Raw genomic sequence first — 26,720 nt, 5'->3', positions numbered from 1 at the left:
CTGTCAACTAGCCTGGGATCATGGCGGAGAGCTCCTGGTCCCTTGGTCGCGCACTGCGCGGGTTGTTCGTCAAGCCGACGATCGATGACGACACGTGGGAGGACCTCGAGACGGCTCTCCTGACGGCTGACTTCGGTCCCGACGTCACCGAGCGCATCGTCGACGAGCTCCGCGAGAAGGTGGAACGGTTCCGGACCACGGATCCGAAGGACCTCCAGCGGATGCTGCGCGAGACCCTCGAGGAGCATTTCGCGAAGTTCGACACGACCCTCCGCCTCAGCGAGCGTCCGGCCGTCGTCCTCGTGGTCGGCGTGAACGGGGTCGGTAAGACGACGACGATCGGCAAGTTCGCCCACTACCTCCGGCGCTTCGGTCGAAGCGTCGTCGTCGGTGCAGCCGACACCTTCCGCGCTGCGGCCGTCGACCAGCTCGCCACGTGGGCCGAGCGCGGTGGTGCGGCGATCGTGCGGCCTCAGCAGGAGGGGCAGGACCCGGCATCCGTCGCGTTCCAGACGATCGACTACGCGATCCGCACCGGGACCGAGATCGTCCTGGTCGACACGGCGGGTCGGCTGCACACCAAGGCTGGTCTCATGGACGAGCTCACGAAGATCCGTCGGGTGATCGAGAAGCAGGCTCCGATCAGCGAGGTCTTGCTCGTGCTCGACGCCACGACGGGGCAGAACGGTTTGATGCAGGCAGAGGCGTTCCTCGAGCACGCGGGCGTCACCGGCCTGGTGCTCACCAAGCTCGACGGGTCGGCTCGCGGTGGCTTCGTCCTCGCCGTGCAGGAGCGCACCGGTATCCCGGTGAAGCTCCTCGGGCAGGGTGAGGGGGTCGGGGACCTGACCGGATTCACGCCTCACGTGTTCGCTTCGGCGCTCGTGGATTGAGCGAGTCGGTCGCGCGCAGGCCCCGAGGCTGGTTTCATTGAGACATGGCGATCGAGCACGACTACTTCGGACTCCTCGAGTCCGGACCCGACGGGTCGATCTTCTGGTCTGAAGTCGTGGACTTCGGTGATCAGCGGGTCACCGTCGACCTGACCGCGCCCGATCAGGATGACGTCTCCATCGACGCGCTCGACGTGGCCGCCGCGATGATCGCCGCGCTCGAGTCGATCGACCTCCGGGCCCGTAACGCGATGGTGTCCGAGCTCGACGACCGGACGAGCGAGGTGACCGAGTTCATCCTGCAACAGCAGGAGATCCTCGGGGAGGACATCGAGGACTTCCTCGTGGACGTCTCCGGCGACACGCACATGGACGTCATCCGTTCCCTGCAGCTGATGAGCATGACGATCCTCGCCGACGAGCACGGGGGCAAGGACCCGTTCGCCGTCCTCGAGTACGCGCTCGACCCCGACTCGACCGACGATGTGCTTCTCGTGAACCTCGATGTCTCCGGGGCGGTGCAGTCGGTGACCAGCGCCGACTGACCCGGTCAGCCCTTCGACGCGTGGGCCCACTCGAGGGCGTCTCGCAGCGTCGCGAGGTCGCGGTACCACGTACGGACTTCGACACGGCATCGCACCCGCTCGACGCGGGTGTCGTACTCACCGCACTCGGCGAGTGCCTCCGAATCGGTAGGCGGGTACTCCGCTGAGCCGTCGTAGTAGTGGATCTCGAAGCCGTTCTCCGCATCGCCGGTGACCGAGACCACGGTGTCGGCGGGTGGTTCCGCGGTGGGCGCCGAGGCCGTCACGTGGGGGAGGACTGCCGCCGAGAGGGCCAGCCCGAGGGCGGCGGTGACGGTGAGAGGTGTGCGCATGATTCTCCTTCATCGGGATGCCGAGGTCCGGCATCCCGATGAAGGTACGGGCGCCCTGCTCCACCACGTCCTGCCGGTACCGACCAGGCGGAGACCGTCGCGCTGAGGGCAGCTGTGGAGGAAGCGGGTCACACCGCCTGGGCGAAGCCGGCCTCGTCGGCCTCCGCGGCCAGATGCGCCAGGGCGGCCGGGATCTCTCGCCCCTTCGATCGCATCGATCGTGCCCACAGCCGGCCCGCCCGGTAGGACGACCTCACGAGCGGGCCTGCCAGAACGCCCAGGAAACCGATCGATTCGGCGAGTTCGCGGAGTTCCACGAACTCCTGCGGCGTGACCCAACGATCCACGGGCAGGTGCCGGGGCGTCGGGCGCAGGTACTGGGTCAGCGTGATGATGTCGGTTCCGGCGGCGTGGAGGTCCCGGAGGGCCTCTTCGATCTCGTGTCGCTCCTCACCCATTCCGAGGATCAGGTTCGACTTCGTGATCAATCCGGCATCCCGCGCCCGGGTCAGGACTCCCAGCGACCGGTCGTACCGGAATGCCGGTCGGATCCGCTTGAAGATGCGCGGCACCGTCTCCACGTTGTGGGCGAAGACCTCCGGCCGAGCCTCGAACACGACGTCGAGGAGTCCCGGATCGCCGTTGAAGTCCGTCGCGAGCAGTTCGACCCCGGTTCCGGGATTGTCCGCGTGGATACGGCGGACGGTCTCGGCGTTCAGCCAGGCGCCGCCGTCGGGGAGGTCGTCGCGCGCCACGCAGGTCACGGTGGCGTACCTCAATCGCATACGGCTGACGCTCTCGGCCACGCGCCGAGGCTCATCCGTGTCGTAGTCCGCCGGCTTGCCGGTGTCGATCTGGCAGAAGTCGCAGCGGCGCGTGCACTGGGAGCCGCCGATGAGGAACGTCGCCTCCCGGTCCTCCCAGCATTCGAAGATGTTCGGACAGCCCGCCTCCTGGCAGACGGTGTGCAGGCCTTCGTCCTTCACCAGTGTCTGCAGGGCCTGGTATTCAGGGCCCATGCGGGCCTTCGTCCGGATCCACTCGGGCTTGCGTTCGATCGGGGTCTGCGCGTTGCGGACCTCCAGACGGAGCATCCGACGGCCCTCCGGCGACGCGGACCCGCTCATGCGGCGACCTCCGCCCCGAACTCCTCGGCGAACGCCGCGCTGACGGTCGGCAGCACCTCGGCGGGGGTCAGGTCCCGACCGAGGACCGTGCTGAGGGTCGTGACGCCGGCGTCCGCGATCCCGCACGGGATGATGCGGCTGAACGGCTCGAGCGTGTTGTCGCAGTTGAGGGCGAATCCGTGCATCGTGACGCCGGCCTGCACCCGGACCCCGATCGCCGCGATCTTCTCGACAGCTCCCCGGTGTTCGACCCACACCCCGCTGCGGCCGTCCACGCGCATCCCCGGGACGCCGAAGGATCGGGTCACGCGGATCAGGATGCTCTCCAGCCGACGGACGTGAGCCACGACGTCGACGGGCTCCGTCAGGCGAACGAGGGGATAGCCCACCAACTGGCCAGGACCGTGCCACGTGATCTTGCCCCCTCGGTCCACGTCCACGACGGGCGTGCCGTCGATCGGCCGCTCGTGGGCCGCGGTGCGCGCGCCCGCGGTGTAGACGGCGTCGTGCTCGAGCAGCAGCAGGGTGTCTCCGCGGCGGCCATCGACGATTTCGGAATGCAGCTGACGCTGCAGCGCCCAGCCCTCTCGGTAGGGCACGAGGTCGGGCGACAAGCCGACCGTCCGGATCTCGATCACGTGAGCCTCCTCAGGAGTTGTTGGACTGCGTGCAACAATACGCCCCCGGTAAGCTCGTCGCATGACGTCCGGCCGGCCCCGCGCGTCGTCTCGGGAAGTCCTGTCCGAGGCGGCCTGCGAGCTCTTCCTCGAGCGCGGCTTCGACGCGACCTCGATCACCGACATCTCCCGTCGCGCGGGCGTGAGCCGGTCCAGCTTCTTCAACTACTTCGAGTCGAAGGAAGCGATCCTCTGGTCGTCCCTGGACGAGCGCATCGACCGCCTTCGCGGCGACGTCCCGTTCATCGACCCGGCCGCTGCTCTCACGACGCTGTGCCGCGACCTCGAGCCCGACAGTCTCGCCCTCGCTCTGGTCAACACCGAGGCCATGGGGCTGACCGACGAGCTCGAGCGCGGCGCCGCGGTGCGCCACGCCAGGATCGCGCGAGCCGTCGCGGCATCCGTCATCGCACACGGCGCCGATCAGGTCGAGGCTGCAGTGTGCGGCGCGGCGCACGCCGGAGCCGTGATGGTCGCCATCGAACGATGGGCGCGCGGCGGGGTGGCCCGTGCGACGCTGGCGATGGAGCTGGCGCACGCCCTGGTGGTGGCGGAGGTCACTCTCCCGCCCAGCCGGGCGGGGGACTCCCGCTCTCTCGACTAAACTCAATCCATCATGGCTACCTTCGGCACGCTCTCCGATCGTCTCACCGAGACCTTCCGCAACCTCCGCACGAAGGGGAAGCTGTCGCCCGCCGACATCGACGGCACCGTGCGCGAGATCCGTCGCGCACTGCTCGACGCGGACGTCGCACTGCAGGTCGTCAAGGAGTTCACCGGCAAGGTGCGCGAGCGCGCACTCGGTGACGAGGTCAGCCGGGCGTTGAACCCGGCCCAGCAGGTCGTCCAGATCGTCAACGAGGAGCTCGTCGCCATCCTCGGGGGGCAGCAGCGTCGTCTGCAGTTCGCGAAGCAGCCCCCCACGGTCATCATGCTGGCCGGTCTCCAGGGGTCCGGTAAGACGACGTTCGCGGGAAAGCTCGCCAAGCAGCTCGAGAAGGACGGCCACACTCCGCTCCTCGTCGCGTGCGATCTCCAGCGCCCCAACGCCGTCAACCAGCTGACCGTCGTCGCGGAGCGTGCCGGCGCCGCCATCTACGCGCCCGAGCCGGGCAACGGCGTCGGTGACCCGGTCAAGGTCGCCCGCGATGGCGTCGAGCACGCGCGACGTCAGCAGTTCGACACCGTGATCATCGACACGGCCGGCCGCCTCGGCGTCGACGCCGAGCTCATGAAGCAGGCCGCCGACATCCGCAAGGCGACCGCGCCGGACGAGGTCCTCTTCGTCATCGACGCGATGATCGGTCAGGATGCCGTGAACACGGCCAAGGCGTTCCAGGACGGCGTCGACTTCACCGGTGTCGTGCTCTCCAAGCTCGACGGCGACGCACGCGGTGGTGCCGCGCTGTCCGTGGCCTCCGTGACCGGTCGCCCCATCATCTTCGCGTCGACGGGTGAGGGCCTCGACGACCTCGAGCCCTTCCACCCCGACCGCATGGCGAGCCGCATCCTCGACCTCGGCGACATCCTCACCCTCATCGAGCAGGCCCAGCAGGCCTTCGATGAGGAGGAGGCGCAGCGCGTCGCTGAGAAGCTCGCGACCGAGCAGTTCACCCTCGAGGACTTCCTCGAGCAGCTCCAGCAGGTCCGCAAGATGGGCTCGATGAAGAAGATGCTCGGGATGCTACCCGGTATGGGGCAGATGAAGCAGCAGATCGAGAACTTCGACGAGCGCGAGATCGACCGGACCGAGGCGATCATCCGCTCCATGACGCCGGGAGAGCGCCGCAATCCGAAGGTGCTCAACGGCTCGCGTCGCCTCCGCATCGCCCGCGGCTCGGGCATGACGGTCACCGACGTGAACCAGCTCGTGCAGCGCTTCGACCAGGCGGCCAAGATGATGAAGACCGTGGCTCGCGGCGGCGTCCCCTCGATGCCGGGGATGGGTGCTGTCGGCGGCAAGCCGGGCGCCTCGAGCAAGCGCGGGAAGAAGCAGAAGAGCGGTGGCGGATCGCGCTCCGGCAATCCCGCCAAGCGCGCGGCCGAGAACGCGGGCATCACGTCGGCGAGCACGGCGGCATCCGGCTCCGGGTTCGGGCTCGGCGCACCCGCTCAGCCGAGCGAGGCCGACCTCGCCGAGATCCAGAAGCTCTTCGGCAAGGGCTGAACGGCTCAGCCGACCGAGACGATGTCCCGGAGGCTGGGTCCGCCGCGGAATTCCCGGATGAGGTGGTGGACGACCTCGCGCAGGTCGCCGTCGGCGGCATCCGCGACTCGGATCTGTCGCTCGTAGCTGGCACCCTGGTCGAGGATCTGGGCGACGCCGGCGAATTCCTTCGCGCAGTGGAGCTCCGCGGCGATGGGCGAGAGCGAGTCGACGATCTCGCGGAGATGGTCGGCGACGGGTCGTTGCCGCCCCTCGCGGTCGACGATGACGTCGGCCTGCAGTCCGTAGCGTGCGGCCCGCCACTTGTTCTCGCGGACGAACCACGGCTGGATCGTCGGGAGGGCCCGCCCCTCGTCGAGCATCCGCGAGAAGTGCTCGGCGAGGACCTGCACGAGGGCGGCGACCGCCGCGAGTTCGGGGAGCGTGGACATGCCGTCGCACGCGCGGATCTCGATGGTGCCCCACCGTGGTGCCGGCCGGATGTCCCACCGCACCTCGGTCGCATCGGCCATGACCCCCGTGCGCTCCATGTCGCCCAGGTAGGCCTCGTACTCGGCCCACGACTCCAGCGGCCAGGGGAGCCCCGCCGTCGGGAGCTGCTGGAAGACGAGGGCGCGGTTGGATGCGTACCCCGTGCGGTCGCCGGCCCAGAACGGACTCGAGGCGGACAGCGCCTGGAGGTGGGGGAGATAAGCCGAGAGCGCATTGATCATGGGGAAGACCTTCGACACGTCCTCCACCCCGACGTGGACGTGGATGCCCCAGATCATCATGTTGCGCCCCCACCACTGGGTCCGCTCGATGAGCTTGTGGTAGCGCGTCTTGTCCGTGACCTGCTGGTCGTACCAGCGTGCGAACGGGTGGCTGCCGGCGCAGAGGAGCTCGACGCCCAGGGGATCGGTGACCGTGCGGACGAGATCGATCGCATCCCCGATGTCGTCCACCGCCGCCGCGACGGTGTCGCCGACGCCGCTCGTCACCTCGATGGTGTTCGTCAGGAGCTCGCCCGTGACCGTGTGACGCTCGTGCCGCGTCTGCTCCTCGACCTGGTCGAGGATGCCGGGGGCCGCCGGCACGAGATCACCGGTCGACCTGTCGGCCAACATGATCTCCCATTCGATACCGACGGACGAACGGGCGGATGTGGCGAAGGTCACCGTCATCGGCCCAGTGTGGCACGCCGATCCGGCGGTTCGCGGCATCCCTCTCCATCTGGCAGAATGGACGGTTGGACCGCCTTGCCCGACCCTCTATCCGGCTCGGAGGTCCACCGCAGAGCTCCCGCCGGGTGTGCACCCCACGCTCCAGGCGACGTTCATCATCATTCGCAACACCATTCAGGAGAATTGTGGCTGTCAAGATCCGTCTGAAGCGCATGGGCAAGATCCGTGCGCCGTACTACCGCATCGTCGTCGCCGACTCGCGCACCAAGCGCGACGGTCGCGTGATCGAGGAGATCGGCAAGTACCACCCCACCGAGCAGCCCTCGTTCATCGAGGTCGACTCGGAGCGCGCGCAGTACTGGCTCTCCGTCGGCGCGCAGCCGACCGAGCAGGTCGCCGCCATCCTCAAGCTCACGGGCGACTGGGGCAAGTTCAAGGGCGACAAGGACGCGGTCTCGACCGTGAAGACCGCCGAGCCGAAGGCTCCCTTCGAGCTCGACTCGTCGAAGAAGTCGGTCGTCAAGCCGAAGGCCGAGAAGAAGGCCGAGGCGCCCGCCGCCGACGCCGAGGCCGCCGACGCGACCGAGTCCGAGTAAGACCTTGCTGGCCGCCGCGCTCGAACACATCGTCAAGGGGATCGTCGATCACCCGGATGACGTCACCATCGCCTCCAGCTCCTCGCCTCGCGGCGAGGTGCTCGAAGTGCGTGTGCACCCCGATGACCGGGGTCGTGTGATCGGGCGCGGCGGACGCACGGCGAAAGCCCTGCGCACCCTCATCTCCGCGCTGGCCGACGGCTCGCGCGTCCGCGTCGACGTTGCGGACGACTGAGATGTCGGCGAAGTCGGCCCGGACGCAGTTGCGTGTCGGGCGCCTGGTCAAGGCGCACGGCCTCAAAGGCGCCCTCAAGCTCGAGCTCTACACGGATGACCCGGACGGGCGTTTCGTCACCGGTGCCGTCTTCACGTTGCAGGTCCCGGAGTCCTCGCCCTGGCACGGCAGGACCGTGACCGTCCGCGAGTTCAAATGGATGAACTCGCACCCCGTCGTCTTCCTCGAGGGGATCGACGACCGCAGCGCGGCCGAGTCCCTCGTGCGGGCGATCCTCTGGATCGAGCAGGATGCGTCCGCTCCAGTCGTCGAAGACGACGCCTGGTACGACCACCAGCTCGTCGGGCTCGACGTCGTGCGCGACGGCGATGTCGTCGGCAAAGTGGTCCGTGTCGACCACTTCCCGGCCCAGGATCTCCTCGGAGTCCAGCTGACCCAGGACGGCGACCGCGAGGTTCTCGTCCCCTTCGTGAAGGCCATCGTTCCCGAGGTGGACATGGCTGCCGGCCGGCTGATCGTCACCCCGCCGCCAGGCTTGTTCGAAGAGCTTCCCGCCGATGACGACCACTCCGAGGGATCCTCGGACGAGGTCGCCGATGAGGACGTCCGCGGAGCCTGACGTGCGCATCGACGTCGTCACGATCTTCCCCGCGTTCTTCGACGTCCTGGAGGTCTCGCTGCTCGGTCGAGCGCGCGGAGCCGGCCTCCTCGACATCCGCGTCCACGATCTTCGCGAGCACGCGACCGATCGTCACCGTACCGTCGACGACACGCCCTACGGCGGTGGCGCCGGGATGGTGATGAAGCCCGAACCCTGGGCGCTGGCGCTGGATGAGATCGCCGCCGCAGGTCACGACGCCGAGGATGCGGCATCCGGACCGCTCTTCGTCTTCCCGTCGCCTGCGGGGGAACGGTTCACGCAGTCCCTCGCCCGCGAGTGGAGCCACGAGCCGCACATCGTCTTCGGCTGCGGACGGTACGAGGGTATCGACGAGCGCGTCTTCTCGTACGCCGCGACGATCGGCCGCGTGCGCCTGGTGAGCCTCGGAGACTACGTGCTGAACGGCGGTGAAGTCGCGGCCATGGCGATGATCGAAGCCGTGGGGCGGCTCGTCCCGGGCGTTGTCGGCAACCCCGAGAGTCTCGTCGAGGAGTCGCACGAGGACGGGCTGCTCGAATACCCCTCCTACACGAAGCCCGCGTCGTGGCGAGGGTACGAGGTTCCCGACGTCCTGCTGAGCGGTCACCACGGACGTGTCGCGCAGTGGCGTCGCGACCAGCAGGTCGAGCGCACCAGGACGCGTCGCCCCGACCTCCTGCCCGAGTAGCCGGAACCCGCAGAGGCCGGTCGGTCCTCGTCGGCGTAGCATCGGAGGATGCCCCTGCGTCGTGGATTCTTCTTCTGGCTCCTTCCGAGCGCGGCCATCCTGCCGCTCTGGCTCCTGGTGGGCTGGATCGTCTCGGACGCCGGTGGGTGGGCGCTCGCCTGGGTCCTCGTGATCGCGATCCCGTCCGTACTCGTCGGTCAGCTCATCCTGACCCTCCTCATCCGCTCCCGAGGGACCGTCCGGCACACGCGGACGGTGTCATGGTGGGATGCCGCCGGCGTCGGCCTCTGGCACGTCCTGACGATCGCGGTGGGCTTGTTCAATCAGACGTGGTTCTGGCCGCTCCTGATCGCAGCGACCGTCGTGTACCTCGCCGTCTTCTGGTCCTCGCTCCGGCAGCTGTTCCAGGAGGCCCGCCCCTCGGTGATCCTCCGTCGCTACACGGCCCCGGCCACGACAGGACGTCGCGATCCTTCGGTGGTCGTCCTCGAGGAGAAGCGCGACCCCCTCGTCTGATCCGGGCGCGTTTGGAGGGGGTCGGCATCCATGGCAGAATGGACGCTTGTGCCCTGACAGACCTCTGCCTCGGGGGAGTTCGGAGCCGCATCGGCGCCGACAGGGCACCGCATCCTTTCTCCTCTAACTCTCGCGATCGACCTGGGGCGGTCGCAGGAAGTGACGATCATGCAGATCCTCGACTCCGTCGACGCAGCCTCGCTGCGGTCCGACATCCCCGTCTTCAACGCCGGCGACAACGTGAAGGTCCACGTCAACATCACCGAAGGCAACCGCTCGCGCATCCAGGTGTTCCAGGGTGTCGTCATCGGTCGCTCGGGTGACGGCGTCCGGGAGACGTTCACCGTTCGCAAGATCAGCTTCCAGGTGGGCGTCGAGCGTACCTTCCCGGTGCACAGCCCCGTGATCGACCACATCGAGGTCGTCACCCGCGGTGACGTGCGTCGCGCGAAGCTGTACTACCTGCGCGAGCTGCGCGGCAAGAAGGCGAAGATCAAGGAGAAGCGCGACCGCTGAGCGCTTTTCCACGGATGCCCCGGGACACTGTCCCGGGGCATCCGTCGTTCCCGGGTGTTTCGATCCCCGGTCCAGCCGTCATGTGCGACGCTGGTGGATGGTCGCCGAACCCCGGCGCCGGTGAAGGACAGCATGACCACCGACTCCTCGTCGCCCGCCGTCGACAGCGACACGCGTCCCCGTCGCGGACCGTGGCCTTTCATCCGCGACCTCCTCGTGATCCTGCTGGTCGCGGTGCTCGTCTCCTTCCTGGTGAAGACGTTCCTCGTGCGGTCGTTCTACATCCCGTCGGGCTCGATGGAGCGAACGCTGCTGAAGGGCGACCGGATCCTCGTCGATGAGCTGACGCCCCGCTTCGGTGCGTACGAGCGCGGCGACGTCGTGGTCTTCCGCGACCCGGGCGGGTGGCTTCCGACGACCTACGAGCCCGAGCAGCCCCCGCTGACGGCTGCGCTGGACTGGCTGGGATCCCTCGTGGGCCTGACGGCGTCCGACAGCGAGGATCACCTGATCAAGCGCATCATCGGCCTACCCGGCGATCACGTGATCTGCTGCAACGCACTGGGGCAGGTCACGGTCAACGGCGTGCCGATCGACGAGACCCCGTACCTCGATCTCGGCCCCTCGCAGTCCGCCCCCGAGGAGTTCGACTACGACGTCACGGTCCCCGAGGGCTCCGTCTGGGTTCTCGGCGACAACCGCGACAACTCTCAGGATTCCCGATACCAGCAGGATCAGCCCGGTCACGGCTTCGTCCCGATCGACAACATCGTGGGGCGGGCATTCCTCATCACCTGGCCGTTCGACCGGTTCGGGACGATCGACTTCCACCACGAGGTGTTCAGAGGGGTCCCGGCGCCGTGATGGCGGCGGTCGCGCCGACGCTGACCTTGGAGCGCCGCCTGCTGAAAGAGCACTCGCTCGTCATCGCGTGCGACGAGGTCGGTCGGGGCGCGCTGGCAGGACCGGTCGCCGTCGGGGCGGTGGCAGCGGATGCCGCCTTCAGCCGCCGCCGGATACCGGAGGGGCTCCGTGACTCCAAGCTCATCGTCGAACCCCGACGCGCGGGCATCGCCGAGCGGGCGCGCGCATGGGTTCCCGCGCACGCCGTCGGGTGGGCGTCGGCGGCCGAGGTGGACGACGTCGGCATCATCCGGGCGCTCGGCCTCGCCGCGGTGAGGGCGATCGAAGGACTGGGTGCCCAGGGGGTCGACATCGACGACGCCCTGGTGATCCTCGACGGCAACCACGACTACATCACCCCCGTCTCCGCGGTGGGTCGCGGTGTCCGGCCCGTCATCAAGGCGGACCGGGACTGCGCGTCGGCATCGGCGGCATCCGTCATCGCGAAGGTCTCACGCGACGAGTACATGAGCGGACTCGACGGAGACGCCCCCGTCTACGGCTGGTCGCGGAACAAGGGTTACGCGAGCGCAGAGCATCGCGCAGCCATCGAGACCCACGGTCTGAGCGTGCATCACCGGGCGTCGTGGGCCATCGCGTCGGCGCCGACGCTGTTCTAGGTCCGCGCGCGCCGAGCGCCCGCCTAGGATGGAATCACCATGGATGACGAAGTCTTCGAGGACTACGACCGCGAGCTGGAACTGGCTCTGTACAAGGAGTACCGCGACGTCGTCGGTCAGTTCCAATACGTGATCGAGACCGAGCGACGGTTCTACCTCGCCAACGATGTGAACGTGGTCCGCCGGGACACCGAGCACGACTTCTACTTCGAGATCTCGATGACCGACGTCTGGGTGTGGGACATCTACCGTGCCGATCGCTTCGTCAAGTCGGTCCGCGTCCTCACCTTCAAGGATGTGAACGTGGAGGAACTGCAGCGTCGGGACTTCCAGCTCCCTGAAGAGCTCTCGCTCGACGGCTGAGCCTCCTCCCCAGGTCGGGTTCCGTCGCGTGGCTCCACGGGTCCGGCAGTAGCGGCGGGAATCGTATCGCGCGCCCTCGACAGTGGGGTAATGGCAGCGAAAGACGACCTCGGCCGAGCGGGCGAAGAGCGTGCCGAGAGGCACCTTCGCACCCTCGGCTACCGCATCCTCGATAGGAACTGGCGAAGCCGCAGTGGCGAGATCGACATCGTCGCCGCCCGCGGAAGGGACCTCGTCGTCGTCGAGGTGAAGACGCGACGCGGCGAATGGTTCGGCCATCCCTTCGCCGCCGTGGATGCGAGGAAGCGGGATCGCCTTTGGCGCCTGGGCGCCGCCTGGGTCGTCGCGCACCCTGACGCAGCTCGGGGGAGGCGACTGCGGCTCGATGTGATCGGCGTCACGGGCCCCGATCCCGAGTCGGCGGTCGTGGAGCACCTGGAGGACCTCCGATGAGCCTCGGCCGTACGTGGTCCGTCGTCCTCACCGGGTTGGTGGGAGACATCGTGGAGGTCGAAGCGGACCTCTCGAACCAGATCCCCGGCTTCTCCATCATCGGTCTGGCGGACAAGGCGATCGGCGAGGCGCAGCAGCGGGTCCACAACGCCTGCGCCAACAGCGACCTCGCGCTGCCTCGTCGCCATGTGACGGTGAACCTGTCGCCCGCGAACCTTCCCAAGCGGGGTTCGGCGTTGGACGTCGCCGTGGCCATCGCGGCAGTGGCGACCGAGGCCCCGCTGGATCGGCAGTCGCTCGCCGAGACGGTCCACCTGGGCGAACTGGGTCTCGACGGCAGGCTGCGCCCCGTCTCGGGGATCCTCCCGGCCGTCCTGGCGGCCGCGCGGGCCGGCTTCCGCCGGGTCATCGTCCCCCACGGCAACCTCGCCGAGGCGGCGCTCGTGGAGGGGATCGAGGTGCGAGGCGCCGTCAGCCTGCGCGACGTCGCTCGGGCGCACGGGCTGGACGTGCCCGACGTCGAGACCGAGCCGGTCGCAGGCCCGGGCGACGTCGAGACCGATGAGGTGGCGACGCCCGAACTCGCTGACGTGATCGGCCAGCGCGACGCCGTCGAAGCCCTCATCGTCGCCGCGGCCGGTGGCCATCACCTGCTGATGAGCGGCCCGCCGGGGGCGGGGAAGACGATGTTGGCCAAGCGTCTGCCAGGCCTCCTGCCCGACCTCGACGACGAGACGGCCCTGCAAGTGGCGTCGATCCGCTCGCTCGCAGGTCTGCCCGTCACGACGCTTCGTCGTCGACCGCCGTTCGAAGCGCCTCACCACACTGCGTCGGCCGTTGCTCTCGTCGGCGGGGGGAGTCGGATCCTGCAGCCGGGGGCGATCGCTCGAGCGAGTGGGGGAGTCCTGTTCCTCGACGAGGCGGGAGAGTTCAGCGGGCATGCGTTGGACGCCCTCCGCCAGCCCCTCGAGTCGGGCCGCATCGAGATCCACCGGGTCGGCTTCCGTGCGGTTCTGCCCGCGCGGTTCCAACTCGTGGTGGCGACGAACCCGTGTCCCTGCGGCAACTACGGCGTCCCGGGAGGTGCCTGCTCCTGCCCTTCGCTCGCCATCCGGCGCTACCTCGGCAGACTGTCAGGCCCCCTCATCGACCGGATCGACATCGAACTGGGGTTGCAGCGCGTGTCCGCGACGCAGAGCGTGGTCGCACGGATGTCGACGGACGAGGCGCGCGAGCGAGTCTCGGGTGCACGCGACCGCGCACGGCACCGTCTGTCCGACACCCCCTGGCGCACCAACAGCGAGGTGGAGGGAACGTGGCTCCGATCCGGACCGCTGCACCCCGAGCCGTCGATCACGCGCCCGCTTGACGACGCGCTGCACCGTGGCTCCCTCACACTGCGGGGTTACGACCGAGTCCTCCGAGTGGCGTGGACGCTCGCCGACCTCTCCGGTCGGAGCCGTCCGAATGCTGCGGACATCGGCGGTGCGCTGTACCTCAAGAGAGGAGCGTCGCCGCGATGAGCTCCGACCTCACTGCCTGGCGCGGTCGCCTGGCGGGCCTCGTGCCCGCCGCGGTGCTCGAGGACGCGCAGGCCGTCGCCCGACATCACGCCGCCGCAGTGTGGTCGTGTCTCACCGAGCCCGGCGACGGCGTGGCCGGCGCCCTCATCTCGGAGATGGGGGCGGTCGAGGCACTGGATGTCGCCGTCAGGGATGCCGACACCGGGAACGCGGCCGTCGACGCCGGGCGACGCCGCTGGCGTGCGCGCTGGGCGACCGTCGACGACGCCTTCAACCGCGCGAGGCGCGTCCGCGCGTCGCTCATCGTGCCGGGAAGCGCCAAATGGCCCGCGGCGGTGGAGGATCTCGGCATCCACTCGCCTCATGCACTCTGGACCCGGGGCGACGCGGAGGCGTTGCGCCGAGGCGGTTCCGCCCTCGCCCTCGTCGGAGCCCGTGCGGCGACCGCCTACGGGGAGCACGTCACCGCTGAGCTCGCCACACAACTAACCCGCCGGGGCGCGTCGATCGTGTCGGGGGGCGCGTACGGCATCGACGGCATGGCGCATCGCGCGTGCCTCGCAGCGGGCGGAGTCACCGTCGCCGTGCTCGCAGGGGGCGTCGACCGCGCATATCCAGCCGGTCACGCCGATCTGCTGGGGCGCATCGCCGGAGGTCCCGGGGTCGTCGTTGCCGAGGTCCCGTGCGGGACGGCGCCGACGAAGTGGCGGTTCCTCCAACGCAACCGGCTGATCGCTGCGCTCGGCCGCGCGACCGTCGTGGTGGAGGCGGGCTGGCGCAGCGGGTCGCTCAACACCGCAGGTCATGCAGCGGCGCTGGGCCGACCGCTCGGGGCCGTCCCGGGACCGGTCACGAGCGCGGCGTCGGCGGGATGTCACCGGTTGCTGCGGGAGTACGACGCGCGCTGCATCACGTCGGCGGACGATGCCGCGGAACTGTGCGGCGGCGCGGAGACATCCGGATCGACGTCGCCGGACAGGACGGACGATCGGACGCGCGTCCTTGACGCCCTGAGCTCCCGGAGTCCGAGGACGCCGGAGGATGTCGCGCTCCGGGCGGGATTCGCGCCCGAAGAGGCCCGAGGGCTCCTCGCGGTGCTCGAGCTCGAGGGGCGGGCTCGGCGCGGTCCGGACGGATGGCGGCGTTCAGCGTCCCCGGGATGAGGCGGCGCCTCCGCCGCGCATCGGCACGCCTCCCGACGACGCGGTCATCGCGCGGCATCCTGGGAAGGTGCGTATGTCGGCGGCGGTCCTGCTCTACACGGAGCACGCGGAACGCGTGCGCCGGCTCTCCGCCGCCACGGTGCGGGCGTATCGCTCCGACCTCGCGGACCTCGCCGTTTTCCTGGGCGAACCCGAGCTCGATCGCATCGACGTGGAAGACCTGCGGGAATGGCTGTGGGCGGCGACCCAGCGCGGCACTGCGCGGGCGAGTCTTGCTCGACGCACCGCATCCGTGCGCGGCTTCTTCGCGTGGGCGGCGGGGGAGCGATTGCGCGAGGACGACCCGACCCTGCGGCTCGTGACCCCCAAGCGAGGCCGCACCCTCCCTGCCGTCGCGTCGACGTCGTCGCTTCAGCACGCCCTCGACGATCTGCGCGTCGAGGCTGACGCCTCGGGGGACCCGATCGTCCTCCGCGATGCCGCGCTCCTCGAACTCCTCTACGGTTCGGCCCTGCGGGTGTCCGAAGCCTGCGGCCTCGATCTCGACTCGCTCGACCGCGGAGCGGCGACGGTCCGGGTGTTCGGGAAAGGGGGCAAGGAGCGCGTCGTGCCCTACGGGGCGCCCGCAGCTCTCGCGCTCGACGCCTGGATCGTCCGTGGACGGCCCGCCCTCCTCGCCGGTACGGAGGCATCCGCGCTCTTCCTCGGCGCGCGCGGCGGACGCCTGGGCGTGCGCACCGCGTACGACGTCGTCCGCCGCATCGTCGGCCCCGTCGTGGGAGCGGATGCCGTCGGCCCCCACGCCCTCCGCCACTCGGCTGCCACGCACCTGCTCGACGGCGGTGCCGACCTCCGCGCGGTGCAGGAACTCCTCGGGCACGCGAGCCTCGGGACGACGCAGATCTACACGCACGTATCCACCGAACGACTGACCGCGGCCTACCGGCTGGCCCACCCGCGCGCCTAGGGCGCTCAGCAGCAGGGCAGCAGCACGGCCCGTGGGACGCGACCCATCAGCGCGAGGGGGTTCACGTACTCGCCGTCGTGCCGCACGCCGACGTGGAGGGAGCCCGGCCCTGCATGACCGCCCTCGGAGATCCGGCCGATGGGGTCGCCGGCCCGCACGACGTCACCGGGGGTGACGGTCGGCGTCACGGGCTCGACGCTCGTGACCCATCCGCCCCCGTGATCGATGCTCACCACCCCGCGATCGACGACGGTGCCGGCGAACGCCACGACCCCGTCCGCGGGCGCCGCGACCACGTCGTCGGCGGGCCCGATGTCGATGCCCCGATGCCCGGGTCCGTAGTCGTGCGCGGGCGCCTCGAAAGGAACGAGGACACGGGCTCCGCTCACCGGTAGCCGCCAGGAGGGCGGCGGGTCCTCCGCGGCAGCCGCGCCCCAGGGCGCCAGAGCGAGCAGAAGGGCGAGAGCCGCGGTCGACGCGGGGGAGCGAAGGATGCGGTGCATCCCCTGATCGTCGACGGGTGCGACAACAGCGCGACGACGGGTTCGCCATCCGGGGGATGATCCGTCGTTCCGCGGCGCGGGGGAGAAGCCCCGTTCTTGCTATGCTGATGGGGCACCTCGCTCGTCGGGGTGACTACGCGTGCCCTGAGCGGCTCGATCCGACCACGTCGATCGACATCGCGGCATCCCACCCAACGGTCTCCTCCGGGAGCGGGTGCGTGCCGGGCACCAGGCTCGTCGCGACCAACGGTCCGGCGCGATCAACCACACAGAACAGGAGAACGGCCATGGCCGTCGTCACCATTCGCCAGCTGCTCGACAGCGGCGTCCACTTCGGACACCAGACCCGCCGGTGGAACCCGAAAGTCAAGCGCTTCATCCTCACCGAGCGCAGCGGCATCCACATCATCGACCTGCAGCAGTCGCTCGGCTACATCGACAAGGCGTACGAGTACGTCCGCGAGACCGTTGCCCACGGCGGCACCGTCCTCTTCGTCGGCACCAAGAAGCAGGCGCAGGAGATCATCGCCGAGCAGGCAACGCGCGTCGGCCAGCCCTTCGTCAACCAGCGCTGGCTCGGTGGCCTGCTCACCAACTTCTCGACGGTCTCCAAGCGCCTCGCTCGCATGAAGGAGCTCGAGGAGCTCAACTTCGACAACCCCTCTGAGAGCGGCTTCACGAAGAAGGAGCTGCTTCTCAAGAAGCGCGAGCTCGACAAGCTGCACAAGTCGCTCGGCGGTATCCGCAACCTGACCAAGACGCCGTCGGCCATCTGGATCGTCGACGCGAAGCGCGAGCACCTCGCGGTCAGCGAAGCGCAGAAGCTCGGTATCCCCGTGATCGGCATCCTCGACACGAACGCCGACCCGGACGAGTTCCAGTTCCCGATCCCGGGCAACGATGACGCGATCCGCTCGGTCAGCCTGCTGACGCGCATCATCGCCGACGCCGCCGCCGAGGGTCTCATCCAGCGCCACAACCCGACCGATGAGTCGGCCGAGGCCGAACCGCTGGCCGACTGGGAGCGCGAGCTTCTCGAGTCCGCTCCCGCCGAGCAGGCCGACGCTCCGGCTACGGAGGAGTCCGCTGCCGAGGCTCCTGCCGAGGAGGCACCCGCCGCCGAGGAGGCTCCGGCCGCCGAGGCGACCGAGGCTCCCGCCGAGGCCAAGTCCGCCGAGTGATCTTCCCGTCGGCGCCCCGCCACCCGCGGGGCGCCGACGTCCGGATACAACCACCCAACTACTGAGGAGCCGCCACCCATGGCAAACTTCACCATCGCCGACATCAAGGCGCTGCGCGAGCAGCTCGGCACGGGAATGGTCGACACGAAGAAGGCTCTCGAGGAGGCCGAGGGCGACCTCGAGAAGGCCGTCGAGATCCTCCGCCTCAAGGGCGCGAAGGGCAACGCGAAGCGTGCCGACCGCTCCACGAGCGAGGGCCTGATCGCCGCACGCGAGCAGGACGGCAAGGTCACGCTCATCGAGCTGAACACCGAGACCGACTTCGTCGCCAAGAACGAGCGTTTCATCGCGCTCTCCGAGAAGGTCCTCGACGCGGCTGCTGCAGCCGGTGCCGACTCGGCCGAGGCTGCTCTCGCCGCCGACGCCGGTGGCAAGACGGTCGCCGACCTCATCTCCGACGAGGCCGCGATCATCGGCGAGAAGGTCGAGCTGCGGCGCGTCCGCACCCTGTCCGGTGACGCGTTCCAGGTCTACCTGCACAAGACGAGCAAGGACCTGCCCCCGCAGGTCGGCGTCGTCGTCGCCTACTCGGGTGACGACGCCGAGACCGCTCGCTCGATCGCGCAGCACGTCTCGTTCGCCAACCCGACCTACCTCTCGCGCGACGAGGTCCCCGAGGCCGACGTCGAGAAGGAGCGAGAGATCGTCACCGAGATCTCCCGCAACGAGGGCAAGCCCGAGGCCGCCCTTCCGAAGATCGTCGAGGGTCGCGTGAACGCGTTCTTCAAGCAGGTCGCCCTGCTCGACCAGGACTACGCGAAGGACAACAAGCTGTCCGTCGCCAAGGTCGCGGCCGACGCCGGGATCACGATCACCGGCTTCGCCCGCTTCAAGGTCGGCGCGTAAGCAGATGGACGAGGGGTTCGCATCGGAAGATGCGGACCCCTTTTCCATGCCGTTCGATAGTCTCCCCCTAGACGAGAGGATCCCCGCGTGATCGATGAGAACACCGGACGCCGTCGCGTCCTTCTGAAACTTTCCGGCGAAGCTTTCGGTGCCGGCCAGCTCGGCGTCAACCCCGACGTGGTCAGCCAGATCGCCCGAGAGATCGCGGCGGCCGTCGACCGCGTGGAGGTCGCTGTCGTCGTCGGCGGCGGGAACTTCTTCCGCGGCGCTGAGCTGAGCCAGCGCGGCATGGACCGCGGCCGCGCCGACTACATGGGCATGCTGGGCACGGTGATGAACGCGCTCGCCCTTCAGGACTTCCTCGAGCAGGCCGGCGCCGCCACACGCGTGCAGTCCGCGATCTCCATGACACAGGTCGCCGAGCCCTACATCCCGCGCCGCGCCGAGCGTCACCTCGAGAAGGGCCGCGTCGTCATCTTCGGCGCCGGCGCCGGACTTCCGTACTTCTCGACCGACACGGTGGCCGCGCAGCGCGCCCTCGAGATCGGAGCGGTCGAGGTCCTCGTCGCCAAGAACGGCGTCGACGGCGTCTACACCGCCGACCCGAAGACGGATGCCTCGGCGCAGAAGCTCGACACGATCACCTATCGTGACGCTCTGCAGCGTGGCCTCAAAGTCGTCGATTCGACGGCGTTCAGCCTGTGCATGGACAACGGCATGGACATGCGCGTGTTCGGTATGGAGCCAGCCGGCAACGTCACCCGTGCACTCCTCGGAGAATCGATCGGCACGCTCGTCAGCGTCTGAGGTCCACCCCGGCCGACGACTAGACTCAACAGGACGTACCGACGAATGGAGAGACCGTGATCGCCGAGATCCTGGCCGACACGAAGACCCGCATGGACCGCGCCGTCGAGGCTGCGAAAGAGGACTTCTCGACCGTCCGCACCGGGCGCGCGAACCCGCAGCTGTTCCAGAAGGTCATGGTCGAGTACTACGGCACCCCGACCCCGCTGGCGCAGCTCGCATCGCTCAACGCGCTCGAGGCTCGCACGCTCGTCATCACCCCGTACGACAAGTCCGCGCTCAAGGGCATCGAGCAGGCCGTCCGCGACATGCCGAACCTCGGCGCGAATCCGTCGAACGACGGCAACGTCGTCCGCGTCACGATGCCCGAGCTGACGGCTGACCGCCGCAAGGAGTACGTCAAGCTCGTCAAGACCAAGGCGGAGGACGCGAAGGTGCACGTCCGCGGCATCCGTCGCAAGTCGAAGGACGAGCTCGACGCTCTCAAGGGCGAAGTGAGCGACGACGACCTCGCTCGTGCCGAGAAGGAGCTCGACGCGGTGACCAAGACGCACGTCGACCTGATCGACGAGGCGTTGAAGCGCAAAGAGGCAGAACTCCTCGAGGTCTGAGATCGTCATGTCCGAAGACGCATCGGGGAAGGCGCCCGGACCGGACGCCTCCCCGAGCCGATCCGACTCGCGCCGCGGCGGGGATGCCGCGGCGGACTCGTCGTCCTTCCAGGCTCACGTGCGTGCAGCGCGCAGTGAGTTCGAGAGCCAGATCGAACGTGCTCGGGTCGAGTTCGAAGAGGCCAACGAGCGTCTGAACGCGCGCTCCGGGCGCAATCTCCTCGTCGCCACCCTGATCGGTCTCGCGATCGGTGCGGTGGTGCTGGGGTCGCTGCTGTTCTGGAAGTGGGCGTTCATCGCCTTCGCCGTGCCGCTGTGCCTCATGGGAGCCCTCGAGTTCACTCGTGCCCTCCAGGCCGCGGGCCGTCGGATCGACCTCGCCGCGCAGCTGTCGGCCGGTGTCCTGGTCCTCGGCGCTGCGTTCGTGGGCTACCTGACGCAGTGGTTCGTCATCTTCGCCGCCGTCGTCCTCGTCGTCGTGTGGCGTCTCGTCGCCCAGATGGCGGCTCATGACGGGCGGCGGTACGGCGACGTGGTCAGCGATGTCCTCGCCAGCGGTCTGATCCAGCTGTACGTCGTGTTCCACGGCAGCCTCGCACTGGTGATCCTGCGTCAGGATCACGGCGAGCTGTGGTTGCTCGCTGTGCTCGTCATCGCCGTGGCGGTGGACACGGGTGCGTACGCCAGCGGTGTCGCGCTCGGTCGGCATCCGATGGCCCCTCGGATCAGCCCGAACAAGACCTGGGAGGGGTTCGGCGGCGCCGTCGTCGCCAGCCTCGTCGCCGGCGGGCTGCTCGGCGTGCTGATGCTGCAGATCCCGCTCTGGGCCGGCCTCATCCTCGGACTCGCCATCCTCGTCTCCGCGACGGTGGGCGACCTCGGCGAGTCCCTCATCAAGCGCGACCTCGGCATCAAGGACATGAGCTCCTTCCTCCCCGGCCACGGGGGAGTGCTGGACCGCCTCGATTCGATCCTCCCGTCGCTCGTCCCCGGCCTCGCCCTGTACATCCTCCTGAATCCGTTGAGCGCACTGACATGACCGAACTGACTTCGCCCGCCGCTTTCCCCGCCTCCGGCCGCCGGAAGGGTTACGCGCGGCAGCCCGTCGACGAGTTCCTCGCCTCGACGCGCGCGGCGTTCGAGACTGAGGGTACGACGGTGACGTCCGAGGACATCCGGAGCGCGGCCTTCCCGATCGTCCGGGACGGGTACGCCGTCGAGGCCGTCGACGCCGCCTTGGCACGCATCGAGGATGCGTTCGCCCAGCGGGAGCGGGCCGCGGCGATGTCGCAGCGCGGCGCGCGCGCGTGGGTGGGCGCGTCCCGTGCACTCGCCCAGGAGATCCTCGACAGGCTGTCCCGCCCCGCCCACCACAAGTTCCGGCGCGTCTCGCCCCTTCGCTTCGGGTATCGCGTCGACGAGGTCGACCTCGTCGCGGGTCGCGTCGCGCGGTACCTCGAGGCGGGCGAGGGGCTCACCATCGAGCAGGTGCGCACGGTGGCGTTCCGAATGCAGCTCCGTGGCTACGACGAGGCGCAGGTGGATGCCGTGCTGGATGCGGTGGTCGACGTGATGCAGTCCGTCGGATGACCGCGTGGCGGCGGTTCCCCGCCGCGGATATGATCGGTGCACTGTGACTTCCGGCAACGAGATCCTCCCGTCCCGCACCGGCGTCGCCGCGCGGTCGGGCCGGCACTCGGCACTCGTCGCACCTGCTTCTCGCTGGTCGCGTCGTCGCGGTGTGCTCGGGGCGTTCGCGGTGATGGCGACGGCGGGGTTCGTGGCGGCATCCCTCGTCCCGCTCGTCTCGTTCCCGAACACCGCTGAGGCGACCGAACTCGACCTGATGTCGCTCTACGCCTCCACGGTCCACGACGCGCAGCAGTATCACGCAGGCGAGGCCCCGGTCCTCGAACTCGACCGTGCGAGCGAGTACACGGTGTACGTCAAGCCGACCCCCACTCCGACGCCCACTCCCACCCCCGCGAAGAAGTCCGGCTCGGGCTCGTCATCCGGGTGGAGCCCGCCGTTCGTGACCCCGAATCCCGGGAGCGCGCAGGCCATCGCCTACGACATGGTGACCGCGCGCGGCTGGGGCGACTCGGAGTTCGCCTGCTTGGTCGCGTTGTGGAAGAAGGAGTCGGGCTGGCGCGTCAACGCGTACAACGCCTCGAGCGGTGCCTACGGGATCGCCCAGGCCACTCCCGGACGCAAGATGTCGTCCGTGGGCTCTGACTGGCAGACGAACCCGGCGACACAGATCACGTGGGGACTCGGCTACATCCAGGGCCGGTACGGCACCCCGTGCGGCGCGTGGGGGAAGTCGCAGCGTTCGGGCTGGTACTGAGCCGATGCCCCGCTCGCACCGCCGGAAGCCCACCGGCTCCGACGCATCCTTCGATCGCCTGCTGGCCGGCTGGAAGCGGACCGAGCAGCGACGCGGTGTGGAATGGACCGTTCAACCGGTGTCGGCCGTCCAGGCGCAGAAGGAGTACACCTGCCCCGGCTGCGGCCGCACGGTGCCGCGGGGAACGGCGCACGTCGTCGTCTGGCGTGCCGACGGTGTGCTGGGGGATGCCGCCGATCTGGCGGCGCGGCGCCACTGGCACACCGCCTGCTGGCGGATCGCCTGATCAGAGTTCGTTCTGACGCGGGATCAGGACCTGTCGGTAGATGATCAGCACGCTCGCTGCGACCGGGATGGCGATGAGGGCGCCCAACAGGCCGAGGAGCGAACCGCCCGCCAGCGCCGCGATCACGACGACGGCGCCGGGGACCGAGACCGCGCGGCTCATGATGCGCGGCGAGATGAAGTACGCCTCGACCTGCATGTAGACGAGGTACCAGATGAGCGCCACGAGGGCGGTCAGGGGAGAGGCGAGCCCGAGGCATGCGATCACGATGATGGCAGATCCGGTGAGCGTACCGACGAGCGGGATCAGAGAGAAGAAGAAGGCGATGACGGCTAGAACGGCCGGGAACGGCGCCTTGATGATCGAGAGGAAGACGGCGCTCAGGATGCCGTTGATGGCACCGAGGATGACCTGCCCCATGACGTAGTAGCCCACCGAGGCGGTGATCTGCTCGGAGAGGTCGACGAACCGCTCCCGCTTGGATGCCGGGGCGAGTTGGTAGACGGAGCGCTTGAGCGACCGCATCGACGCGGTGAAGTAGATGGTGAGGATCAGGACGATGATCGTCCCGGTGGCGAAGGCGACGATCCCCGCGCCGAAGGACAGCAGGCCGGATCCGAGGGACGCGCCGATGTCGGTGAAATCGAGTCCGTTCCACCAGTCGTTCACGTAGTTTAGGACCATGTCGACCTGCAGGAGCGGGAAGGTGTCGGCCAGCCACTTGCTGACGACCGTGATCGGGTTCCACTCGCCGTTGATCGCGCTGTCCACGAGGCGCTGAGTCTGCTGGACGAGCTTGGCGATCTGGTCCACGAGGACGGGCACGACGATGAGCACGAGGGCGGACGCGATAGCGAGGAGCCCTGCGAAGGTCGCCACCAGGGCTCCCCAGCGCGGGAGGCCGCGGCGCTCGAAGAAGGAGACGACGGGGTCGAGTCCAAGAGCGAGGAACAATGCCGTGCCGATGTAGAGGAACACCGTCGACAGCGTCTGCACACCGGTCAGGATGAGGATGCCCACGCCCACGCCGAGCGTGGCGATCAGTGCAGTACGGAACGGATGCTGGATCTTCACGTCGGCCCTTTCCCAGGTCTGCACTCACCCTAGTTCTCTCATAGCGACCTCATGAGCAGACACACGCTCCCACGCGTTTGCCAGCGCCGTTCGCTAGGCTGGAATGTCGATCGGCCATGCACCCCCTGATGCAGGTCGGAGGAGGGCGGCGGTTCGTGAGATTCGTGTGGGCGATCATCGCCTTCGTACTGGCCACGGTGATGATCGGTGCCGGCATCGCACAGCGCACGATCCTCGAGGCTCCCACGACCGAGACGGCGAAGATCTCGACGGATGGTGCAGAGCCGTACGTTCTGATCGACGGGGCCGTGCTCGCGAGTCATCCCGGTGCGCAGACCGTTCGCATCGACGGGACCGGTCAGGTCTTTGCCGCCTACGGGCGGACCCAGGATGTCACGGCGTGGCTCGCACCGACGCCGTACGTGCACGTGACCCTCGGGAAGGACGGCGAACCGACGTCGAAAACGGTCCCCGCCTCGGCTCCGGTCGAAGGTGCGTCGCCGACGGCGTCTCCCGCCGGATCCGACCTGTGGCTGGACGAGTTCCAGCAGGACGGTTCGCTGGCGACGACGCTGCGGCTGCCCGAGGACATGAGCGTCCTGGTCGCCTCCGACGGCTCGGCGGCCGCCCCCTCCGCCATGAGTGTCTCCTGGCCTACGGGCGCGACAACCCCCTGGGCGGGTCCTCTCCTGGCGGGCGGCATCGCCATGGCCGTCGTGGGGTTGGTCCTCTACATCCTCGCTCTCCGTCATGTACGGCGCTCCCGCGGTCCCCGCCGGAAGGGTCTGCCGCTCACGCAGACCCAGCCGATCGACCTCGCGGTCGAAGAAGCGGAGAAGGGCGTGATCACCTCAGCCCCCACCCGGCGGCGCCTGACGATCGGCCGTCGGCGCAGCGTGGTCGCGCTCTCTGCTCTCGTGGCAGGGGGCATCGCTCTGACCGGCTGCTCGCCCGAGGCATGGCCCGATCTGCAGCCCGGGACGACGCCCTCTCCGACTCCGTCGGTCATCGTCCCGGAAGGTCAGGGTGCTCCGGCCGTCACCCAGACGCAGGCCGAACGGATCCTGACGAGGATCTCCGAGCAGGTGCAAGCCGCCGACAAGGCCAACGACCCGAAGGCGGCGGCGGCCAGGCTGACGGGCCCCGCCCTCGTGGAACGGGAGACCAACTACCGCCTGCGCACGGCACTTCCGAAGGCGGAGGCCCTCCCGGCGATCCCCTCCGGTGACATGACGGCGTTCCTCCCGCAGGCCCAGAACGACTGGCCCCGCATGTTCCTCGCCGTCGTCGAGGACGCCGACGGAGTCGGGACGGTGTTGACCGCCACGCAGGAGAATCCCTGGGCCGAGTACAAGGTCGCCTACATCTCCAGTCTCCGGGCCGACGCCAGCATGAACCTCGCGGCCAAGTACGTGGGCGCCGTCGCCGTGGAGCCGAACTCGCCGTTCCTCCTCATGCCGCCCGAGGACCTCGCGGCCGCGTATGCGGACGTTCTCGACAAGGGTGCCAAGAGCGAATTCGCCGGCATGTTCGACGAGAAGAGCGACACCTTCCGCCCGCTGGTGGCGGAGAACCGCGCGACGCTCCTGAAGAACTTCAACGAGACCGGTGAGAAGACCGGCCGCGTCTCCTTCCTCGCCGAGCCCGGCCCGTCCGAGCCACTCTCACTCGTCACGCTCGACAGCGGCGCGATCGTCGCGGTCACGGTGACGGAGAATGAGACGATCGTGCCGACCGACGAGGACGCCGTGATCAAGCTCGGCGACAACGTCGTCGTGAAGGCGCTGTCCGGCGTCTCGCAATCGAGCACCGGATTCCGCACCCGTTACACCGATCAGCTGTACTTCTTCGTCCCCGCGCAGGGGTCGAACGACAAGATCCAGCTGCTCGCCTCCCGTTCCAACGTCCTCGACGCCAAGGTGGTTGAGAAAGAGTGAGTACCCCCGCCCCCGGTGCCGTCCTGCGCGGCGCCGTCGACCTTTCGTCCCTCCGCAACCGGCCCGCCGGCCCGGCGCCCGCTGGCGGCACGGCGCCCTCGCCGGACGGGCAGGCACCGGCATCCCGCCTCGTCTTCGACGTCACGGATGCGGACTTCGGGCAGGTGCTCGAGTTGTCGAAGACGGTTCCCGTCGTCGTCGACCTCTGGGCCGAGTGGTGCGGTCCGTGCAAGCAGCTGAGTCCCGTGCTCGAGAAGCTCGTCACCGAGCTCGGTGGCCGACTCGTGCTCGCGAAGGTTGACGTCGACGCGAATCCCCAGCTCGCCCAGAGCTTCCGTGCCCAGTCGATCCCGCTCGTCGTCGCGCTCGTCGCGGGGCAGCCGGTGCAGCTGTTCACCGGTGCGGTCCCCGAGGCGCAGGTGCGCGAGGTGTTCACGCAGCTTCTGCAGCTCGCCGCCCAGCACGGCGTCACCGGCACCATTCCGATGGAGGGGGCACCGACGGCCGAGGGCGATGACGCTGCTCCCGCGCTCCCGCCCCTGCATCAGGCGGCGTTCGATGCGATCGAGGCCGGCGACTATGCCGCTGCCGCGACCGCGTACGAACAGGCGCTGACGGAGAATCCCCGTGACGAGGATGCGAAAGCCGGGCTGGCGCAGGTCCACCTGCTCGCCCGCGTGCAGCACCTCGATCTCGCCGAGGCCCGCGCGGCTGCCGCATCAGCGCCGGCCGACGTCGACGCGCAGTTCGCGGTCGCAGACCTTGATCTCGCGGGTGGTCATGTCGACGACGCGTTCGCGCGCCTGCTGGACCTGTTCGCGGCTCTTCCCGCCGAGGAGCGTGCTCCCGTGCGGGAGCGCCTGCTCGAGCTGTTCGGTGTCGTCGGAGACGCCGATGCGCGGGTGATCCGGGCGCGCGGTCGTCTGGCGAGTCTGCTGTTCTGACGGCTTCCGGAGACGACGGAGAAGGGGTCCGGGGCTG

At 69.0% G+C, this 26,720-nt stretch carries 33 protein-coding genes; 27 read left to right on the top strand and 6 right to left on the bottom strand.

Annotated elements, in window-relative coordinates; all coding sequences use genetic code 11:
- The first annotated feature begins 20 nt into the window (after nucleotides 1-20).
- Nucleotides 21-893 (top strand): signal recognition particle-docking protein FtsY, encoded by an 873-nt coding sequence (gene ftsY, locus AC4NN1_RS02625; RefSeq protein WP_116229029.1) that lies wholly within the window; start codon nucleotides 21-23, stop codon nucleotides 891-893.
- A gap of 44 nt (nucleotides 894-937) precedes the next feature.
- Nucleotides 938-1,438 (top strand): DUF2004 domain-containing protein, encoded by a 501-nt coding sequence (locus AC4NN1_RS02620; protein WP_018188053.1) that lies wholly within the window; start codon nucleotides 938-940, stop codon nucleotides 1,436-1,438.
- A gap of 5 nt (nucleotides 1,439-1,443) precedes the next feature.
- Here AC4NN1_RS02620 and AC4NN1_RS02615 read toward each other — a convergent pair whose 3' ends face one another.
- The 3 genes from AC4NN1_RS02615 to lipB all read right to left on the bottom strand — a co-directional run bounded on the left by AC4NN1_RS02615 (nucleotide 1,444) and on the right by lipB (nucleotide 3,535).
- Nucleotides 1,444-1,770 (bottom strand): hypothetical protein, encoded by a 327-nt coding sequence (locus AC4NN1_RS02615; protein WP_336123703.1) that lies wholly within the window; start codon nucleotides 1,768-1,770, stop codon nucleotides 1,444-1,446.
- A 128-nt stretch (nucleotides 1,771-1,898) separates the two neighbouring features.
- Nucleotides 1,899-2,897, bottom strand: coding sequence for a lipoyl synthase (gene lipA, locus AC4NN1_RS02610; protein WP_026302967.1), 999 nt, complete (start codon nucleotides 2,895-2,897; stop codon nucleotides 1,899-1,901).
- Complete coding sequence (gene lipB / locus AC4NN1_RS02605; protein ID WP_018188050.1) at nucleotides 2,894-3,535, bottom strand: lipoyl(octanoyl) transferase LipB; 642 nt, start codon at nucleotides 3,533-3,535, stop codon at nucleotides 2,894-2,896. Before lipB ends, lipA begins: the two co-directional genes overlap by 4 nt.
- 61 nt (nucleotides 3,536-3,596) lie before the next feature.
- Between lipB and AC4NN1_RS02600 the strand changes: the two genes are divergently transcribed.
- Together AC4NN1_RS02600 and ffh are read left to right on the top strand one after the other, a co-directional pair.
- Nucleotides 3,597-4,178, top strand: a complete 582-nt coding sequence (locus AC4NN1_RS02600; protein WP_336123702.1) for a TetR/AcrR family transcriptional regulator — start codon at nucleotides 3,597-3,599, stop codon at nucleotides 4,176-4,178.
- A 12-nt stretch (nucleotides 4,179-4,190) separates the two neighbouring features.
- On the top strand, nucleotides 4,191-5,741 hold the full coding sequence (gene ffh, locus AC4NN1_RS02595; protein WP_020097207.1) for a signal recognition particle protein: 1,551 nt from the start codon (nucleotides 4,191-4,193) through the stop codon (nucleotides 5,739-5,741).
- A 5-nt stretch (nucleotides 5,742-5,746) separates the two neighbouring features.
- Here ffh and AC4NN1_RS02590 read toward each other — a convergent pair whose 3' ends face one another.
- A complete protein-coding gene (locus AC4NN1_RS02590) occupies nucleotides 5,747-6,904 on the bottom strand; it encodes a glutamate--cysteine ligase (protein ID WP_491954476.1) in 1,158 nt (385 codons plus the stop codon).
- A gap of 185 nt (nucleotides 6,905-7,089) precedes the next feature.
- Between AC4NN1_RS02590 and rpsP the strand changes: the two genes are divergently transcribed.
- The 13 genes from rpsP (at nucleotide 7,090) to AC4NN1_RS02525 (ending at nucleotide 16,087) form a co-directional block, all read left to right on the top strand.
- Entirely contained in the window at nucleotides 7,090-7,500 is a 411-nt protein-coding gene (rpsP, locus tag AC4NN1_RS02585) for a 30S ribosomal protein S16 (RefSeq protein ID WP_020097209.1), read from the top strand.
- 4 nt (nucleotides 7,501-7,504) lie between these two features.
- A complete protein-coding gene (locus tag AC4NN1_RS02580; RefSeq protein WP_018188045.1) occupies nucleotides 7,505-7,735 on the top strand; it encodes an RNA-binding protein in 231 nt (76 codons plus the stop codon).
- A gap of 1 nt (nucleotide 7,736) precedes the next feature.
- Complete coding sequence (rimM, locus tag AC4NN1_RS02575) at nucleotides 7,737-8,354, top strand: ribosome maturation factor RimM (RefSeq protein WP_363458802.1); 618 nt, start codon at nucleotides 7,737-7,739, stop codon at nucleotides 8,352-8,354.
- 1 nt (nucleotide 8,355) lies between these two features.
- Complete coding sequence (gene trmD, locus AC4NN1_RS02570; RefSeq protein ID WP_026302966.1) at nucleotides 8,356-9,063, top strand: tRNA (guanosine(37)-N1)-methyltransferase TrmD; 708 nt, start codon at nucleotides 8,356-8,358, stop codon at nucleotides 9,061-9,063.
- A gap of 48 nt (nucleotides 9,064-9,111) precedes the next feature.
- Entirely contained in the window at nucleotides 9,112-9,579 is a 468-nt protein-coding gene (locus tag AC4NN1_RS02565; RefSeq protein WP_491954475.1) for an MFS transporter permease, read from the top strand.
- Between the two features lie 168 nt (nucleotides 9,580-9,747).
- The gene (gene rplS, locus AC4NN1_RS02560) at nucleotides 9,748-10,095 is read left to right on the top strand and encodes a 50S ribosomal protein L19 (RefSeq protein WP_018188041.1); all 348 of its coding nucleotides are present in this window, start codon (nucleotides 9,748-9,750) and stop codon (nucleotides 10,093-10,095) included.
- A gap of 132 nt (nucleotides 10,096-10,227) precedes the next feature.
- Entirely contained in the window at nucleotides 10,228-10,959 is a 732-nt protein-coding gene (gene lepB / locus AC4NN1_RS02555; RefSeq protein ID WP_026302965.1) for a signal peptidase I, read from the top strand.
- Nucleotides 10,959-11,618, top strand: a complete 660-nt coding sequence (gene rnhB, locus AC4NN1_RS02550; protein WP_018188039.1) for a ribonuclease HII — start codon at nucleotides 10,959-10,961, stop codon at nucleotides 11,616-11,618. The genes lepB and rnhB overlap by 1 nt, the downstream gene beginning before the upstream one ends.
- 39 nt (nucleotides 11,619-11,657) lie before the next feature.
- A complete protein-coding gene (locus tag AC4NN1_RS02545) occupies nucleotides 11,658-11,981 on the top strand; it encodes a DUF2469 domain-containing protein (protein WP_018188038.1) in 324 nt (107 codons plus the stop codon).
- Between the two features lie 90 nt (nucleotides 11,982-12,071).
- Nucleotides 12,072-12,434 carry a YraN family protein gene (locus tag AC4NN1_RS02540; protein WP_020097213.1) on the top strand — a complete coding sequence of 121 codons (363 nt, stop codon included), beginning with the start codon at nucleotides 12,072-12,074 and terminating at the stop codon, nucleotides 12,432-12,434.
- Nucleotides 12,431-13,957 (top strand): YifB family Mg chelatase-like AAA ATPase, encoded by a 1,527-nt coding sequence (locus AC4NN1_RS02535; RefSeq protein WP_491954474.1) that lies wholly within the window; start codon nucleotides 12,431-12,433, stop codon nucleotides 13,955-13,957. Before AC4NN1_RS02540 ends, AC4NN1_RS02535 begins: the two co-directional genes overlap by 4 nt.
- Complete coding sequence (gene dprA, locus AC4NN1_RS02530; protein ID WP_491954473.1) at nucleotides 13,954-15,120, top strand: DNA-processing protein DprA; 1,167 nt, start codon at nucleotides 13,954-13,956, stop codon at nucleotides 15,118-15,120. The genes AC4NN1_RS02535 and dprA overlap by 4 nt, the downstream gene beginning before the upstream one ends.
- Before the next feature lie 73 nt (nucleotides 15,121-15,193).
- Nucleotides 15,194-16,087, top strand: coding sequence for a tyrosine recombinase XerC (locus AC4NN1_RS02525; protein ID WP_311870704.1), 894 nt, complete (start codon nucleotides 15,194-15,196; stop codon nucleotides 16,085-16,087).
- Between the two features lie 5 nt (nucleotides 16,088-16,092).
- Here the strand turns inward: AC4NN1_RS02525 and AC4NN1_RS02520 are convergent, their stop codons facing one another.
- Nucleotides 16,093-16,590 carry a murein hydrolase activator EnvC family protein gene (locus AC4NN1_RS02520; protein ID WP_491954472.1) on the bottom strand — a complete coding sequence of 166 codons (498 nt, stop codon included), beginning with the start codon at nucleotides 16,588-16,590 and terminating at the stop codon, nucleotides 16,093-16,095.
- Nucleotides 16,591-16,877: 287 nt separating this feature from the next.
- Here AC4NN1_RS02520 and rpsB point away from each other — a divergent pair, with 287 nt between their 5' ends.
- The 8 genes from rpsB (at nucleotide 16,878) to AC4NN1_RS02480 (ending at nucleotide 22,728) form a co-directional block, all read left to right on the top strand.
- Nucleotides 16,878-17,771, top strand: coding sequence for a 30S ribosomal protein S2 (rpsB, locus tag AC4NN1_RS02515; protein WP_491954471.1), 894 nt, complete (start codon nucleotides 16,878-16,880; stop codon nucleotides 17,769-17,771).
- A gap of 78 nt (nucleotides 17,772-17,849) precedes the next feature.
- Entirely contained in the window at nucleotides 17,850-18,677 is an 828-nt protein-coding gene (gene tsf / locus AC4NN1_RS02510) for a translation elongation factor Ts (protein ID WP_020097218.1), read from the top strand.
- A gap of 87 nt (nucleotides 18,678-18,764) precedes the next feature.
- The gene (gene pyrH, locus AC4NN1_RS02505; RefSeq protein ID WP_018188029.1) at nucleotides 18,765-19,484 is read left to right on the top strand and encodes a UMP kinase; all 720 of its coding nucleotides are present in this window, start codon (nucleotides 18,765-18,767) and stop codon (nucleotides 19,482-19,484) included.
- A 56-nt stretch (nucleotides 19,485-19,540) separates the two neighbouring features.
- On the top strand, nucleotides 19,541-20,095 hold the full coding sequence (gene frr, locus AC4NN1_RS02500) for a ribosome recycling factor (RefSeq protein WP_018188028.1): 555 nt from the start codon (nucleotides 19,541-19,543) through the stop codon (nucleotides 20,093-20,095).
- 7 nt (nucleotides 20,096-20,102) lie between these two features.
- Entirely contained in the window at nucleotides 20,103-21,134 is a 1,032-nt protein-coding gene (locus AC4NN1_RS02495) for a phosphatidate cytidylyltransferase (RefSeq protein WP_020097220.1), read from the top strand.
- Nucleotides 21,131-21,685 carry a DivIVA domain-containing protein gene (locus AC4NN1_RS02490; protein WP_311856820.1) on the top strand — a complete coding sequence of 185 codons (555 nt, stop codon included), beginning with the start codon at nucleotides 21,131-21,133 and terminating at the stop codon, nucleotides 21,683-21,685. Before AC4NN1_RS02495 ends, AC4NN1_RS02490 begins: the two co-directional genes overlap by 4 nt.
- A 43-nt stretch (nucleotides 21,686-21,728) precedes the next feature.
- Complete coding sequence (locus tag AC4NN1_RS02485; protein WP_491954470.1) at nucleotides 21,729-22,442, top strand: aggregation-promoting factor C-terminal-like domain-containing protein; 714 nt, start codon at nucleotides 21,729-21,731, stop codon at nucleotides 22,440-22,442.
- A gap of 4 nt (nucleotides 22,443-22,446) precedes the next feature.
- Nucleotides 22,447-22,728 (top strand): Rv1322 family protein, encoded by a 282-nt coding sequence (locus tag AC4NN1_RS02480; protein ID WP_018188024.1) that lies wholly within the window; start codon nucleotides 22,447-22,449, stop codon nucleotides 22,726-22,728.
- Here AC4NN1_RS02480 and AC4NN1_RS02475 read toward each other — a convergent pair whose 3' ends face one another.
- Entirely contained in the window at nucleotides 22,729-23,802 is a 1,074-nt protein-coding gene (locus tag AC4NN1_RS02475; RefSeq protein ID WP_018188023.1) for an AI-2E family transporter, read from the bottom strand.
- 155 nt (nucleotides 23,803-23,957) lie between these two features.
- On the opposite strand from AC4NN1_RS02475, the gene AC4NN1_RS02470 reads away from it, so the two are divergent.
- Nucleotides 23,958-25,739: a DUF8094 domain-containing protein gene (locus AC4NN1_RS02470; RefSeq protein WP_491954469.1), complete on the top strand. Its 1,782-nt coding sequence runs from the start codon at nucleotides 23,958-23,960 to the stop codon at nucleotides 25,737-25,739.
- Nucleotides 25,736-26,683: a tetratricopeptide repeat protein gene (locus AC4NN1_RS02465; protein ID WP_311870212.1), complete on the top strand. Its 948-nt coding sequence runs from the start codon at nucleotides 25,736-25,738 to the stop codon at nucleotides 26,681-26,683. The genes AC4NN1_RS02470 and AC4NN1_RS02465 overlap by 4 nt, the downstream gene beginning before the upstream one ends.
- The last annotated feature ends 37 nt before the right edge of the window (nucleotides 26,684-26,720 follow it).

This window comes from Microbacterium sp. MDV22-iso44, assembly GCF_058629135.1.
The sequence above is the reverse complement of the archived record's forward strand: the minus strand, read 5'-3'. Positions and strand labels throughout refer to the sequence as shown.

Bases quoted from the DNA above. Each gene is read 5' to 3' on its own strand.
- tsf (WP_020097218.1), top strand. From the start codon at position 17,850: ATGGCAAACTTCACCATCGCCGACATCAAGGCGCTGCGCGAGCAGCTC.
- AC4NN1_RS02480 (WP_018188024.1), top strand. From the start codon at position 22,447: ATGCCCCGCTCGCACCGCCGGAAGCCCACCGGCTCCGACGCATCCTTC.
- AC4NN1_RS02620 (WP_018188053.1), top strand. From the start codon at position 938: ATGGCGATCGAGCACGACTACTTCGGACTCCTCGAGTCCGGACCCGAC.
- AC4NN1_RS02540 (WP_020097213.1), top strand. From the start codon at position 12,072: ATGGCAGCGAAAGACGACCTCGGCCGAGCGGGCGAAGAGCGTGCCGAG.
- lipA (WP_026302967.1), bottom strand. From the start codon at position 2,897: ATGAGCGGGTCCGCGTCGCCGGAGGGCCGTCGGATGCTCCGTCTGGAG.
- AC4NN1_RS02565 (WP_491954475.1), top strand. From the start codon at position 9,112: ATGCCCCTGCGTCGTGGATTCTTCTTCTGGCTCCTTCCGAGCGCGGCC.
- AC4NN1_RS02520 (WP_491954472.1), bottom strand. From the start codon at position 16,590: ATGCACCGCATCCTTCGCTCCCCCGCGTCGACCGCGGCTCTCGCCCTT.
- lepB (WP_026302965.1), top strand. From the start codon at position 10,228: ATGACCACCGACTCCTCGTCGCCCGCCGTCGACAGCGACACGCGTCCC.
- ftsY (WP_116229029.1), top strand. From the start codon at position 21: ATGGCGGAGAGCTCCTGGTCCCTTGGTCGCGCACTGCGCGGGTTGTTC.
- AC4NN1_RS02600 (WP_336123702.1), top strand. From the start codon at position 3,597: ATGACGTCCGGCCGGCCCCGCGCGTCGTCTCGGGAAGTCCTGTCCGAG.
- AC4NN1_RS02525 (WP_311870704.1), top strand. From the start codon at position 15,194: ATGTCGGCGGCGGTCCTGCTCTACACGGAGCACGCGGAACGCGTGCGC.
- rnhB (WP_018188039.1), top strand. From the start codon at position 10,959: ATGGCGGCGGTCGCGCCGACGCTGACCTTGGAGCGCCGCCTGCTGAAA.
- AC4NN1_RS02535 (WP_491954474.1), top strand. From the start codon at position 12,431: ATGAGCCTCGGCCGTACGTGGTCCGTCGTCCTCACCGGGTTGGTGGGA.
- AC4NN1_RS02590 (WP_491954476.1), bottom strand. From the start codon at position 6,904: ATGACGGTGACCTTCGCCACATCCGCCCGTTCGTCCGTCGGTATCGAA.
- rpsB (WP_491954471.1), top strand. From the start codon at position 16,878: ATGGCCGTCGTCACCATTCGCCAGCTGCTCGACAGCGGCGTCCACTTC.
- rplS (WP_018188041.1), top strand. From the start codon at position 9,748: ATGCAGATCCTCGACTCCGTCGACGCAGCCTCGCTGCGGTCCGACATC.
- rimM (WP_363458802.1), top strand. From the start codon at position 7,737: ATGTCGGCGAAGTCGGCCCGGACGCAGTTGCGTGTCGGGCGCCTGGTC.
- ffh (WP_020097207.1), top strand. From the start codon at position 4,191: ATGGCTACCTTCGGCACGCTCTCCGATCGTCTCACCGAGACCTTCCGC.
- dprA (WP_491954473.1), top strand. From the start codon at position 13,954: ATGAGCTCCGACCTCACTGCCTGGCGCGGTCGCCTGGCGGGCCTCGTG.
- AC4NN1_RS02615 (WP_336123703.1), bottom strand. From the start codon at position 1,770: ATGCGCACACCTCTCACCGTCACCGCCGCCCTCGGGCTGGCCCTCTCG.
- AC4NN1_RS02490 (WP_311856820.1), top strand. From the start codon at position 21,131: ATGACCGAACTGACTTCGCCCGCCGCTTTCCCCGCCTCCGGCCGCCGG.
- AC4NN1_RS02545 (WP_018188038.1), top strand. From the start codon at position 11,658: ATGGATGACGAAGTCTTCGAGGACTACGACCGCGAGCTGGAACTGGCT.
- AC4NN1_RS02495 (WP_020097220.1), top strand. From the start codon at position 20,103: ATGTCCGAAGACGCATCGGGGAAGGCGCCCGGACCGGACGCCTCCCCG.